Source organism: Sulfobacillus sp. hq2, assembly GCF_002903155.1.
Taxonomy (GTDB): domain Bacteria; phylum Bacillota; class Sulfobacillia; order Sulfobacillales; family Sulfobacillaceae; genus Sulfobacillus; species Sulfobacillus thermotolerans.
Genome location: NZ_NWUL01000047.1, coordinates 132,117 through 145,017, shown reverse-complemented (window position 1 = coordinate 145,017; position 12,901 = coordinate 132,117). Strand labels below are relative to the sequence as shown.

The 12,901-nt window shown below is 51.2% G+C and carries 11 protein-coding genes; 8 read left to right on the top strand and 3 right to left on the bottom strand.

Going from position 1 to position 12,901, the window contains the following annotated elements; translation table 11 throughout:
* Positions 1–26: 26 nt before the first annotated feature.
* A complete protein-coding gene (locus tag CO251_RS14195) occupies positions 27–1,580 on the top strand; it encodes an amidase (RefSeq protein WP_103376471.1) in 1,554 nt (517 codons plus the stop codon).
* Positions 1,577–2,857, top strand: a complete 1,281-nt coding sequence (locus tag CO251_RS14190; RefSeq protein ID WP_103376470.1) for a Zn-dependent hydrolase — start codon at positions 1,577–1,579, stop codon at positions 2,855–2,857. Before CO251_RS14195 ends, CO251_RS14190 begins: the two co-directional genes overlap by 4 nt.
* A gap of 675 nt (positions 2,858–3,532) precedes the next feature.
* Here the strand turns inward: CO251_RS14190 and CO251_RS14180 are convergent.
* A complete protein-coding gene (locus CO251_RS14180; protein WP_242968622.1) occupies positions 3,533–4,153 on the bottom strand; it encodes a twin-arginine translocase subunit TatC in 621 nt (206 codons plus the stop codon).
* Here CO251_RS14180 and cas1 point away from each other — a divergent pair.
* Together cas1 and cas2 are read left to right on the top strand one after the other, a co-directional pair.
* On the top strand, positions 4,148–4,741 hold the full coding sequence (gene cas1 / locus CO251_RS14175) for a CRISPR-associated endonuclease Cas1 (protein WP_242968621.1): 594 nt from the start codon (positions 4,148–4,150) through the stop codon (positions 4,739–4,741). The genes CO251_RS14180 and cas1 overlap by 6 nt on opposite strands.
* A 152-nt stretch (positions 4,742–4,893) precedes the next feature.
* The gene (gene cas2 / locus CO251_RS14170; RefSeq protein ID WP_103376468.1) at positions 4,894–5,157 is read left to right on the top strand and encodes a CRISPR-associated endonuclease Cas2; all 264 of its coding nucleotides are present in this window, start codon (positions 4,894–4,896) and stop codon (positions 5,155–5,157) included.
* 525 nt (positions 5,158–5,682) lie between these two features.
* Here the strand turns inward: cas2 and CO251_RS14165 are convergent.
* The gene (locus CO251_RS14165; protein WP_103376467.1) at positions 5,683–6,906 is read right to left on the bottom strand and encodes an IS256 family transposase; all 1,224 of its coding nucleotides are present in this window, start codon (positions 6,904–6,906) and stop codon (positions 5,683–5,685) included.
* 168 nt (positions 6,907–7,074) lie between these two features.
* Here CO251_RS14165 and CO251_RS14160 point away from each other — a divergent pair, with 168 nt between their 5' ends.
* The 4 genes from CO251_RS14160 to CO251_RS14145 all read left to right on the top strand — a co-directional run bounded on the left by CO251_RS14160 (position 7,075) and on the right by CO251_RS14145 (position 10,959).
* Complete coding sequence (locus tag CO251_RS14160) at positions 7,075–7,887, top strand: sensor histidine kinase KdpD (RefSeq protein WP_103376466.1); 813 nt, start codon at positions 7,075–7,077, stop codon at positions 7,885–7,887.
* On the top strand, positions 7,877–8,593 hold the full coding sequence (locus tag CO251_RS14155) for a response regulator transcription factor (protein ID WP_103376465.1): 717 nt from the start codon (positions 7,877–7,879) through the stop codon (positions 8,591–8,593). The genes CO251_RS14160 and CO251_RS14155 overlap by 11 nt, the downstream gene beginning before the upstream one ends.
* Positions 8,594–9,322: 729 nt before the next feature.
* The gene (locus CO251_RS14150) at positions 9,323–10,174 is read left to right on the top strand and encodes a DUF1616 domain-containing protein (protein WP_146039096.1); all 852 of its coding nucleotides are present in this window, start codon (positions 9,323–9,325) and stop codon (positions 10,172–10,174) included.
* Positions 10,147–10,959, top strand: coding sequence for a CPBP family intramembrane glutamic endopeptidase (locus CO251_RS14145; RefSeq protein ID WP_103376463.1), 813 nt, complete (start codon positions 10,147–10,149; stop codon positions 10,957–10,959). The genes CO251_RS14150 and CO251_RS14145 overlap by 28 nt, the downstream gene beginning before the upstream one ends.
* 167 nt (positions 10,960–11,126) lie before the next feature.
* Here the strand turns inward: CO251_RS14145 and CO251_RS14140 are convergent, their stop codons facing one another.
* The gene (locus CO251_RS14140; protein ID WP_158246361.1) at positions 11,127–12,791 is read right to left on the bottom strand and encodes a helix-turn-helix domain-containing protein; all 1,665 of its coding nucleotides are present in this window, start codon (positions 12,789–12,791) and stop codon (positions 11,127–11,129) included.
* Positions 12,792–12,901: the final 110 nt, after the last annotated feature.

Below are 12,901 nucleotides of genomic sequence, written 5' to 3'. Positions count from 1 at the left end.
CGTGATAACAGGAGGAGCGATAGATTATGAAGGGTCCGGAGTTCAAAGATTTTAAGGAGATTGCTCAGAGTCTGGGATTGCAGCTAAGCGATGAGGAATTAGGTCAATATTTCAGCGCGCTTCAGCCATCTTTTGATGGCTACGTGCAACTGGAAACGTTAAGTCAAGAAAAAGAAAGCTCATTTAACGAAGGGCGAGAAGGGCATCTGGTGGATCCTCAAGATAATCCGCTGGGAGCGTGGTACTGGAAAGGAGAAATTGTTGGCGCTAAGACCGGACTACTCGTCGGGAAACGCGTCGTTATTAAGGACAATGTCGCCGTCGCGGGTATTCCGCTCAGTAATGGCACATCCCTTATGGCAGACTTTCGTCCAAGGGAGGATGCAACGGTTGTCCAACGCATTCTTGGTGCAGGCGGTACGATCGTTGGTCAATCGGTCTGTGAGAATCTTTGTTTTTCGGGCAGTAGCTTCACTAGTGATACAGGGCCTGTGCGTAACCCCTATGATCCCATTAGGTCTTCAGGAGGCTCTTCGAGTGGCAGTGCCGTATTGCTTGCCACGGGTGAAGTGGATATGGCAATCGGCGGTGATCAAGGGGGCTCCATACGCATTCCCGCCGCATGGTGTGGGGTCTTTGGTCTAAAACCGACATGGGGACTTGTGCCGTATACTGGAGCATTTCCTATTGAACCCAGTTTGGACCATTTAGGGCCCATGGCCCGAACGGTTCCCGATGTCGCTCGTCTTCTTGAGGTGATAGCCGGACCTGATGGGAATGATCCACGCCAGAAAGGCGTCACCTTTGCATCGTCTGGTGACTATATGGCGGCTCTAGGCCAGGAATTAAGAGGCTTTCGTCTTGGGGTCGTAAAAGAGGGATTTGGATGGCCGCAGTCTGATCCGCGTGTGGACGATATGGTATGGGGTGTCTCGGAAAGCTTGGAGTCAAAGGGCGTTAGCATCGCATCTGTTTCGATTCCTTGGCATCGTCAGGCTATGCTCGTGTGGAATGCGATTGCTGTGGAAGGCACATGGGCCGTGATGATGAAGGGCAATGCATCAGGGTACGGTTGGAAAGGGCGTTATTCGCCAGAACTTATGTCCTACTGGGCGAAAGCATGGCGCCAAAATGCAGCAGCTTTGCCGGCGACGGTCAAGCAGTTGTTACTGGTAGCGTCGTACATGGAAGAACATACCTATGGGAAGTATTACGCCATGGCGCAGAATTTGGCAGGGGAACTGCGCCGTGCCTATGATAAAGCGTTAGAGGACGTGGACTTGCTTGTGATGCCGACTCTGCCGATGACCGCAACACTGCTTCCCGGTAAGGATGACCCCATAGCGGAACAATTGAACAAGGCATTTGAAATGGTGGTGAATACCGCTCCTTTTGATGTGAGTGGGCATCCTGCCATGACATTGCCATGTGGTCTGATCGATGGATTGCCGGTGGGCATGATGATTGTGGGCAAGTATGGGGATGAGGCGACGCTCTTGCGATTTGCGGACGCTTTTGCACGCCAAGTATCAAGCCCGCCCTCTCCTCCCGAGGCCGTGAAATTAGGGCAAGAACAATGAACAGAACAGTTTCCGGAGCCACGATTCTTCACGATTTGGAGAGCCTTGCCCGGTTTAGTGTGCCAACGTCTAAGGGAGGAGTCACGCGCCTGCCATGGACATATGAAGATGAACAAGTCGTGTTGTTGCTGACGGACACCCTGACCGCCGTAGGTCTTCAGGTCTCTAGAGACACAGCAAATAATCTGTGGGCTGTGTGGGATGTCGATGCTGACCGCAGCATTGTTATCGGCTCACACCGCGACAGTGTTCCGAACGGCGGACGTTTTGACGGCGCACTTGGGGTCATCGGAGCGATGCGGGTTATCCAGCAACTCAAGGCCGACCATTATCGTCCACGGCATAATATCGAACTAGTGGCGTGGAATGATGAAGAGGGTGCGCGCTTTGGGACTACCCTTTTCGGGAGCCGGATTTATTCGGGGGCCACGCCAGTGGCGCAGTTCTCTGACAAAATTGATCGACAAGGTACCTCTTTGGCGGAGGCTGCTCTTCAAGCCGGTTACAGTGTGGAGAAGATGGAGGCAACAAATCATTTATCACGAATGGCAGCGTATCTCGAACTCCATATCGAGCAAGGTCCAATCCTGGAAAGAAATCACTGCCATATCGGGGTGGTGTCGGGAATTAATGTGCAGTTTCGCGAACGGTTTACCATGCGTGGAATACGGGTTCATGCGGCTTATAGTGGAGCCGACCGGGCGGATCCTATTTTTGCAACCGCTGAGGTATGGCATAATCTTATGACCACCATTCACCAAGCGAATCATGGATACCCGTATCCGCGGATTGCGGCGACTGTAGGACAAGTCGATGTGCATTCCCATTTAATTAATGCCGTGCCACCGGACATTATCTGGACGTTGGACTTGCGATCGGACGATGCGAGTCTTGCTCAAGAAGTGCTGGACATGGTTCATGGGGACGTGGAACGCATTGCCCAACGGGCAGGCTTCAATGCGGAGATCACTAGGGTGGATGATCATGCGGTGTTAGCCGGAACAACGGATTCCTCGCAACCGATTGCGTTTGATCCGGTGCTGCAATCTATAGTGTCGGACGCGGCGCGCGACGGTGGATATTCATTTCAGCATATGGCCAGTTGGGCTGGACATGATGCCATGGCATTAGCGCCGCGGGTACCTACAGCAATGATTTTTGTGCCGAGTTACAAGGGTCTTAGTCATACGCCCGAGGAATGGACAGACCCCATGGACCTCGAACGGGGGGTGGATGTGCTGTTAAGGAGCGTGATCAAAGCCGATGCACTCCCGTAGAGGTGTTAATATGACGAGACGCAGTAGGGTAGACATAAGCAGAATTGGATGAGTATAGACCAATCCGTCTATGCTCATCGTAGGACACTTGACCTCCGCTTAAGCCCACCGGCAAATAAGAGGCCCAGCCCGAACGGCAGTGTGGAGCGTCTCGCTTGCATCCGGGGAAAATATCTCCGCTAGTTTTCTTCCCGTGTATTCGAGTTTTGTGGCGGGAGGCGTGAATACCCAGTGCGTGGCGCTTGCCCAAGGATTGATGCAACCCATAAAGTTATAAAGAGGGTCCAGCATCTCGGAGGTGCGCCATCTGCGGATCCGTAAAATACCGTTCGCGTCGCGGCAAAACCTTAAAATGGTCACAAAATGTGGCTGAGAGCACACAGACGAGGACAGAATTCCATGCGTCGGGTGTGTCAAGATGGGGCGTGATGGGGACATCATACGTAAAAGATTCGCTACGCTTGTTTCTTGGAACCGCGTTCGCGGTGCGGTGATTCCTATGTACACCACCCAATTAACATTAACGAGGGGGAAGGTTCAAGTACGGGATCTTGACTTCTTGGGCATCGATAAAGCGGTGACTGTTAAATTGAAGAGCTAAGTCACCGCCTTTATCGTAGGCCACATATGAGTTTCTGCGATGTATTTTGATGAGGACATGAGTTTAGGGCTTTATTACAGAGGACGAATCCACCGACTCAATTGAATCGTTATTTCATAGAGTCCGTAAACCGGAAGAATAGCGGCCATCAAGGTCAGAGGGTCTTGTGATGGAACGATGGCGGCAGCGAGAACCGCGCTGGCAAACAGAGCGAATCGGCGTCCGCGGCGAAGCTGTTCAATACGCAACCATCCTAGTTTGACAGTAATTCCAAGCCACGCCGGTACCGTAAATAGCACACCGAAGGCAAGGGAAAAAGTCGTCACAAAACTTAGATACGGACCGGCGCGTAATGACTCTGTGAATACGGATGCCGCAAATGTCATTAAGAAGCGCAATGAGGCGGGAATTAGAATGGCAAAAGTAAAGGCCACACCGATCCAAAAGAGTATAAGAGCCGTAAATAGCGCCCATCCCACCCAGCGCCGGTGGGCAGGGGGAAGAATGGGATTCAGATACATCCATATTTCATACATCCATACGGGAGATGTCAACAGCAACGCGACGGTTAATACGACATTGATTACGGTAAAAAAGGGTTCCGTGGGCGACAGCGTTAACAGGGCAGGGTGTGTTAAACCACCGTGTACATTGGGAATATGAGTCCAAGACCACGGCCACAAAATGTCTTGCAACAACTGCTTCCAAAAAATGGCGAGAATAATTCCGGGCGCTTCACGCTTGCCCGTGCTTTTGTGCAAGGTGCTGCGGCGAATATACTGCGCGTGCTTCGATATTATGGCAATCGAGGTAAAGAGATGGCTCATCCGATTGACGAAATTGCCAAATTGGAACAGCGAACGGACCTGGTAGCAACGATTCCGGAGTTGATGGCCATTGAAGGAAATATTCGCGAGCATTATTATCAGGCCTTTGACGCAATTTTGGAGGGATCTGGGTTTGTGTTTGGCACGAGGACGCGCAGGCCTCCGGCCAATCAACTCAATGCTCTAATCAGCTTTGGGAATTCGCTAATGTATACATCTGTTATGGGAGAAATTTATAAAACGCATCTTGATCCTCGCTTAGGTTATTTGCACACCAGCAATCAGCGCCGATTTTCTCTGAATCTCGATGTGGCAGAAATTTTTAAACCGATAGTGGTAGATCGATTAATTTTTACATTAGTTGGTAAGAAAGTTATCACCTTGAAGGACTTCAATAAGAATCAAGGCGGCATTATGATGTCAGATCGTGCTCGTAAAGAATGTAGAAGCTTATGACGAAAGGCTCCGAGCCGTCATTCGCCATCGCCAATCCAAACGGCTGGTGTCATATCGGCGGCTCATTCGTATGGAGTTATATAAGCTGGAAAAGCATTTCATGGGAGACCACGATTACGAGCCATTTGTGGCTCAATGGTAGGTGAACGGCGATGTTTGTGATTCTGGTCTATGATGCGGGGGTAAAACGCGATCCAAAGATCCTAAAAATCTGTCGTAAGTACCTCAATTGGGTGCAAAACTCGGTATTTGAAGGCGAACTGACAGAAGGCAAGTTCAAAGCTTTGCAGAAAGAATTGGGTCGGATAATTAATAAAAAGGAAGACTATATCATTATGTACACATGGGCCACCTTGCGTTATTCAGAAAGGATTACACTCGGGAGCCCTAAGGTCGAGGAAGGATTTATTTTTTAACGGCTGGGTTTTTTGTCGTCGATCTCCAGTAGCGCAAAAAGTGCCGTCGATCGACGACATATCATGATTGCTTCTCAGCCTTTGCTGACAAGGGTTAGCGTCTAAGCACTAAAATATTGGATCCCTTGCTGGAGAAACCTTTCGTTGACAAGTCAAGCTATATCAGCGCAAAATGGGTTCGTAGCCTACCTATGAGGAATTGAAACAATGTAAAACGAAGAATTTCGACCGTGATGGTGAAGTTCGTAGCCTACCTATGAGGAATTGAAAGCAAGCAGTTTTCGTGTGTTAAATTCTCGTCTCCAGAGTCCGTAGCCGACCTAACACTCCAAATCCTTCTCCGGAAATTTCCACTCAATACGGTAAGCCTGCTAATTTCGATTTTCTCGAATAGAGTTGTTGGCATTTTGTGTGATCGTCATTTTGGGCCTTAAAAATAATGGAAGGACGTTGTTGCTGGGGCGAGTATTTCGACAGATCATGTCCTGTCAAGTGGTGTAAAAGCTCCGGCCTCCTAGTGACCCGCTAAGCGAGTTGCATCTGGGAATCCCGCAACTCTTCCGGCGCGTCTGCGCCGGCTTCCAGTTTGGCCATCGACGTTTGGCTGAAGTACCGCCGCGGGAACGCGGCCCATTCGTCGTTGTACTCCATCAACACCGCTCCCACGAGCCGCAACGCCGCGGCGCGGTTCGGAAAGATGCCCACCACATCGGCCCGGCGGCCAATTTCCCGATTCAGCCGCTCTAAGGGGTTCGTGGACGCCATCTGCTTCCAATGTTCGTGGGGGAACCCCATGTAGGCCAACACCTCGTCTTCCGCGTCGGCTAACAACGCGGCGGCCTGGGGAAATCGCTCCGCGAGATGGTCCGCGACGCGCCCCAATTCTTCGCGGGCTTTGGGCTGATCCGGTTGGGCAAAGATCGTGCGCACGAGCGCGGAGACCATCGTTTGGGCTTGCTTCGGGACGTGAGCCAGGAGATTGCGCATGAAGTGTACACGGCACCGTTGCCAGCTCGTCCCCTGCAGCCCCTGGCGAATGGCCGCTTGCAGCCCCGTGTGCGCATCGCTGATGACCAGTTGCACACCCCGCAGGCCCCGTGCCACCAAGTCCCGCAGAAACGCCGTCCAAAACGCGGCGTCTTCGCTCAGGCCGATATCAAAGCCCAAGATCTCCCGGTCGCCCGACTGGGCGACACCCGTCGCCACCACGAAGGCCATACTCACCACGCGATCGCCGTCCCGCACTTTGAGATATTTGGCATCCAGCCAGACGTACGGATATGTGCCCTCCAAGGGCCGCTGCTTAAACCGGGTGACCCGCTCGTCGAGGCCCTGGCATAACTGCGACACCTGCGACTTACTGATGCCGGTCATCCCTAACGATTGCACCCGTTGATCCACTTTGCGGGTGCTCACGCCGTGCACATACGCCTCTTGAATGACGGCCACGAGCGCATGCTCACTGCGGCGGCGGGGTTCCAGGAACTCGGGATAGTAGGTCCCTTGCCGCAACTTGGGAATCGCCAGCTGCACCGCGCCTACGCGGGTCTCCCAGGTCCGCGGCCGATGGCCGTTCCGGCTGTTCGTCCGGGCCCCGGTCCGCTCATGCGGACCCGCCCCAATCTGTTGCGTGACCTCGGCTTCCATCAATTGCTGCAAAAACCATTCCACCGCCTCGCGCAGGAAATCGGTGTCTTCGACACCGGCCTTGCGTAGCAAATCGAGTAATGGCACAGTAGGGGTAGTCATCCCATTCGGACCTCCTTTGTGATCTTGACAATCTCTAGGAAGCCGAATGGGATGGTCTGTTGTCCAGACAAAATCTGGCAAACATCTAACCCCTATTTACACCACACAATTGGACATTAACATGTCTTTCCCGTTCGGCTATCAGAGGATGTCCATTACTGGGCGGTGATGCACCGTGAGATTACCCACCAGAAGGAATTGGTGGAACAAATTGAGAAAAGCAATCAAACCTTACGGGAAACTAATCAGAGACTGAATCAGGCGCAAGTGACGCAGCGAGCTTTTTTAGCCATTGTAACCCACGAACTCAAAACACCGCTGCATTTAATGCTGGGAGCTGTCGACACCGTAATGCGCAAGGCACCTCAGTCCGACTCGGACTTACAAGAAATGTTAAGTATTTTGAGTGACTCCGCTGTCCATCTCCAGGGTATTATTGAAGATTTATTGACATTGACGCGACTTCAAACAGGATCCTTGACGTTGTCTCCGGAATCGGTCGACATCGTCCACGAAGTCCGTCAGTGTCTAAGGCTATGGCAGCAAAATGAGCGCCGCATCGAATTTCACGCCGATGAAGAAACTATTCCCATTATTACGGCCGATCCTTTGCGCCTGCGGCAAATCTTTAATAATTTGTTGGCCAATGCGACCGCACATTGTAATCAGGTGGTGGCGGTAACGGTGACGTGTCGTCAACAATTTGTGGTCGTGCGGGTCACCAACGATGGGGAGAGGGTCCCAGAGCAATTTCGCGAGAATATTTTTGAGCCGTTTTTCCGCGGCAGTGAGCGTTCAGGCGGCGGCATGGGACTCGGCTTGGCCGTGGCTCGTGGCTTAGCGGAATCGCATCATGGTACATTGGCTTTGGTTGATGACATCTCGCGCCGGCTCACAACGTTTGAATTGTGCCTGCCGTTCAACAATGGTACCAGTGTGACGCATTACGAGCCCGAGGGAGAGGATGGCCATGTCTGTTGAAGACTTTAAAGCGTGCACAGCATTGTCGCGGATTATGGTCGTGGAAGATGAGTTTCGATCCCAACGCCTTTTACGCATTAATTTAGAGCCTTTAGGATATCAAGTGCAATGTTACAGTACGGGGGAAGAGGCATTAGCCGAGGCCGCCACATTTGATCCGGATATTGTTTTGTTAGATCTGATGTTGCCCCGGTTGTCCGGTTATGACGTATTGCACGCGTTGCGTGAGCAATCGGGTGTACCCGTCATTGTGATTTCGGCCCGCGATCAAGTCGAAGACCGGGTCAAGGCGCTGGGCATAGGGGCAGATGACTTTATTGTCAAGCCGTACGCGATGGAGGAATTGTGTGCACGAATGGCGGCCGTGATTCGCCGCCACCGTAGCGATATGCCTACCGCTCCCTTGACAATTGGCTGTCTCAAAATATTTACCGATAACCCGCAAGTTCTGGTCGGAGATATGACGATTTCGTTGTCGAAGACAGAATATGGGGTCTTGCTGCTTTTAGCGAAACATGTCAACCGCGTGATTGTGGCCGATACGTTGTTACGCCAAGTATGGGGCTCGGAGTATGAAGGGAATTATAGTATCCTACACGTGACCGTCAGTCGATTGCGAAAGAAAATCGGACAGTCGGCTAAAATGTATATTGTGACAAAGCCAGGCATTGGCTATATGCTCTCCAATAAAGAATGTCCGGTGTAAGCCTCTCGATACACTCATAATCACCAGACCAAGAAGGCCGTACAATCTGCGGAGGGAACCGCTCCCCGTCTTATGGTTGACCAAATACACCCTAGGCCGTAAGCCTAAGTCTCTGTGGGTGTGAAAACAACGTTAGTAAGTATTCGTGTTGCCCTGGTGATCGATAATCGTAAAAAGATATCGTCCCACAAGCTAGCGAAATCCGGCTATGGCATGTTCCCTCATCCATGTTGACCTTATGGCAGCCAACAAGATATGAGGAGGTAATGGTCACGTCAGCGGCTATATCCCATTTCTGCTCTATAACTTCCGCACACTTAATACTGCGCGGTATAAGCCGTTAATTGGCTTTGCAACATTGGTCGAGCTGTTGTTTTGGCTGGTAGGGGCTTCTAAGACTATGCCCTTTGATATACTGCTGAGTCATTTGGGGAACTTTCACGCGAGTAGCAAAAAGTTTTTGAAGCCTAAAGTGAGATGCCGGGCTAATGGCACGGGTGGGGAACACGGTCTTTGAGAAAAGATGGCATGTGATAGGCGACAGAAAACGAGGAAAGGTCGTCTCATATTTTGTTATAGTAAGGATATGGATCTTTTGGTAAATGTGTCTCGTGGGATCAAGTTCAAGAGCAGGGGAATTTTTTGTAGGAATACGCGAATGCATGGGGTTTTGTGAAAGTGCCTGTTCTTACCCCCAAGGGAGCTAAGACGCGATTGAAGTTTTCTGATATGAATGCGAAACACATAGACGATCGTTTGTTAAGACGTGTTAAGCGCCATCCATCCCCAAAGACGCCATGGGCCCACGTGGATTTGATAGGGAGCGTGGTGGCAGCTCTTGGATTATGGGGCACATACGCCGTTCCTTTCCTAGAACCCATCCGCGTTATGCTGGGCCTCGTATTGGGGTTGTTCGTGCCAGGCTATTTAATTATGGAGCTCTTAATCCCGTCGCAGAAAATCTCTCGGCTTGAACGAGTTGGATTGTCGTTGGCCATGAATATTGTTTTGCTCATTGTGATGGGGTTACTCATGGCACTCGTTCAGTTTCCTTTTACAGCTTCTCACGTGATGCTATTGCTGCTCATCGTAACTATGGTATTGGCGGTGAGTAATTTCTGGGTTCGGCAACATGGGCATGGGCTCCGTTCGGAGCGTGGGGGATGGAGCTGGAAGGACTGGCGTGTGTTTGGGGTTGTGGGTGGAGTGGCCGCACTGGTTCTGATGACGGGGATCGTCGTGAGCCGGACCTTAGCCGACCGCACCGTGGCCTTTTCGATTACCTCGCCCCAAGGACAACTGGCTGGCTTTCCCTATGAGATACCTGTTGGCCAAAAGTACCCTATGCGACTCAATGTCTCCAATCCTCATGCCCGCGTCGAAGTGTTTCAGCTACAAGAGATTGCTAATGCGTCCGTTATTCGCAAAGAAACGGTGAAGGTGTCTGCTCATGGGCATTGGAGCCAGTTAATTGTCTTGCCATCACGCGAACCAGGACGCATGCATGTGGAATTTCGCCTTCTGCAGGAGAAGGGAGGGCTTTTTCGCCGGCTATGGATCACATACCGAATTACGCCTTAAGGCGTACGCGTAGCAAGCGCGGTTTTACGATGGGGCCAGTCGCCGAACTCTGGGGTTACGTCATAGCGCTGGGGCTTGCAGAGATTGTCTCGGATATCATCGCTCCGCTGGTGGGCATATGGCTTCATGCGATTTTAGCAGCCATTATTGTTTACCGCGCCACAACAGAACAAAACGCTCTTAAGCGCCAATTCTTTTGGGTGTTAGCCATCTTGCCGTTGGTTCGGATTGTCAGTTTTGCGATTTCCTCGAAGACATTGCCGGGCGTTTGGTACTACGTGTTGGCGGAAACGCCTTTGTTGGGAGCAGCTCTTACGGCCAAGCGGGTGTTTCAATTGTCGTGGCAAGACGTGGGCATGGTGTGGCCAAAGCACTGGAGCCTCGTCATTATCACTGTGGTCACCTCGCCCTTTCTAGGGTTGCTGGAAAGCCGTCTCATTCATCCCGCGGCCCTGATTACCCACTTGACGTGGGGGCAGGCGCTATTACCATCCATTTTGCTGATTGTGTTTACCGGATTATCTGAGGAGCTTCTCTTCCGCGGCTTATTGCAGCATTATAGCCTGCCTCTCTTACATTATTGGCAGGGGATTATCTATGTGGCATTGGCGTGGGGCTTGTTACACATTGGTTGGCACTCTGGGCCAGATGTCCTCTTCGTCTTTATCGTCGGGCTGGCATGGGGCTGGATGCGAGAAAAAACCGGATCCATTTACCCTACCATTTTGGGGCACGGCTTGGCCAATATTGTCTTGTTCTTAATTGTGCCGTTTATGATGAAATAAGTGGTTCAGCTTCTGCTTTTATGACAAGTCGTCCGGACGCACTGAAAGCCGCGCCCTTATATGCGGTCTCGCAAACCCCAAAAATCGCAGGAGGAAGCTTCTGTGGCGCCGAGCCTGTTTCATGATATTTGTGTAAACTTTGGTGAGAACATTGCCCCAGGGCTACCTCAAGGCGGGTCTGGGACCGAGGAGGTCTCTTGCGGCCTTGAACCATGAGGGCCAACCGCTGATGCATTGAAAGACGCAAGCCCGTCCCATGACAGCTGGTCGGATACGATGAGGCCCGTCAAAATTTCCCACAAGGATAAGGGATCATGAATATTCCATCCGGTAAGCGCTTCAATTTGTTTAAGCCGATATTTTAAGGTGCCAGGATGAATGTATAGCCGGGCGCTGGCTTCTTTAATGGACATTTGCGATGCGATATAAGTTTTTAATGTGGTAAGCAGTTCGCTATGATGCAGGTCATCTTCTTGAGACAGGGGCTGGAATAATTTTAGGCAATACGCTTTAAATGCCGGGATTTTTCGGTGGTAGGGGAGAAGGCGAAGTCCGGGAATTTGGGACAAGGCCAACGGTGTGCTGATTCTCTGTGCGAATGCAAATCTTGCGGACTCTAACGCTTCGTCAAACGCATGAGGAAAATCGTCGAGATGGGCGACGTCTTGGCTGATACCAATGCCTATAGGGACCGTGAGGCCTTGCCGGATTACCGCAGTCCAAGGAGCAATTAAGGCGGGGGTGAATGGAGATGGCATTAATCCGACCCAAACGTCCTGAAATAAGCCGACCAACACGGGAGCATGTGAAGTGTTTAGACGCGCATATTGCTGTAATCGCAACAGAGTCTCCTCACGCTCTTCATGGTTCGCGTGGGAGGAAAGCCACACAACAACGCGCGCAGGACAGAGTGAAGAAAGCTGAGTGAAATAATTCCAGCGGTCTAATACCTCCGCTTTATCCACGGATACCGGGCTTAACAAAATCTTTAACAGCTGCTGACTTTCGTCCCAACTAACGGGGAGCACTTGCGTTTCAGCCCAAGTCATCGCGACGATTCGGGCTAACATCGGAAGCCATCGTGCCAGATCCCGATGATGGGGTGTTTGGGGTTGTATAAAGAGGCGACCAACGCGTTGATTGCGCCAAAACACTGCGTGGCTCAGCGTGACATCCGTTTCGTTGGCAGGTGATCCCCACACCGATCCATGGTGTTCTTCTAGCCACACGGATGCTTTTAGTCGCGCTTCTAATGATTCTAACAACTCGGTTACGGTGCAGGGTGCATTGGTAAAGAGAGAGGACAATTCAGGGGGCAGAGGGGATGTCGAAAATTTTTCCGTGCGTTCCCAAAAAGCAAGAGGGTTGGGGGGATAAAGGGTCGGTGCAGCGTAGGACATGGTCACAGGAGTCAGTGGTGATTGTGTCGCTACCACTAATCGGCAGGGTTGATCGTCAAGGGCCCATGTTGTTTCGACTCGCACCCACGTGGGCTGATCGGTTAGAGCGGCAGTCGTGCCCAAAATGTGGCAGGTTAAAAAACACAAACGAGGATTGGCGCGGCTTAAGCTAGCAATAGGACAAGTGTCGATATGCAAGGTCACTTGATCGTTATCCCCTATTACATGAACTTTGGCGCCAACGGCTTGCTTGAATTTCGCAACCGCTTGTACCGCATGAGGTAAGGTATTGACGGGTAAGTGGTTATCGGTAATCCATTGTTGAACCCATAGCGCGATGTGGTGGGCGGTTTCGATCATTTGCATCTCCTCAGACAAGCCAGGTGATGCATTGGAGAGAACACGCTCTATAAATTCTTCACGCAGTGTCATCAGCCACGTCCTTTCCAAACCTTTGACCATTAAGACAAAAATTGACTGAATTTCTGCTCCATATCGTCAATGAAATGGTAGTAAATAACTAGTACCATTATATATGCGTT

What these genes read in the sequence shown, in the direction of transcription:
- CO251_RS14195 (WP_103376471.1), top strand. Translation starts at nt 27, where the DNA reads ATGAAGGGTCCGGAGTTCAAAGATTTTAAGGAGATTGCTCAGAGTCTG.
- CO251_RS14190 (WP_103376470.1), top strand. Translation starts at nt 1,577, where the DNA reads ATGAACAGAACAGTTTCCGGAGCCACGATTCTTCACGATTTGGAGAGC.
- cas2 (WP_103376468.1), top strand. Translation starts at nt 4,894, where the DNA reads ATGTTTGTGATTCTGGTCTATGATGCGGGGGTAAAACGCGATCCAAAG.
- CO251_RS14165 (WP_103376467.1), bottom strand. Translation starts at nt 6,906, where the DNA reads ATGACTACCCCTACTGTGCCATTACTCGATTTGCTACGCAAGGCCGGT.
- CO251_RS14160 (WP_103376466.1), top strand. Translation starts at nt 7,075, where the DNA reads ATGCACCGTGAGATTACCCACCAGAAGGAATTGGTGGAACAAATTGAG.
- CO251_RS14155 (WP_103376465.1), top strand. Translation starts at nt 7,877, where the DNA reads ATGTCTGTTGAAGACTTTAAAGCGTGCACAGCATTGTCGCGGATTATG.
- CO251_RS14150 (WP_146039096.1), top strand. Translation starts at nt 9,323, where the DNA reads ATGAATGCGAAACACATAGACGATCGTTTGTTAAGACGTGTTAAGCGC.
- CO251_RS14145 (WP_103376463.1), top strand. Translation starts at nt 10,147, where the DNA reads ATGGATCACATACCGAATTACGCCTTAAGGCGTACGCGTAGCAAGCGC.
- CO251_RS14140 (WP_158246361.1), bottom strand. Translation starts at nt 12,791, where the DNA reads ATGACACTGCGTGAAGAATTTATAGAGCGTGTTCTCTCCAATGCATCA.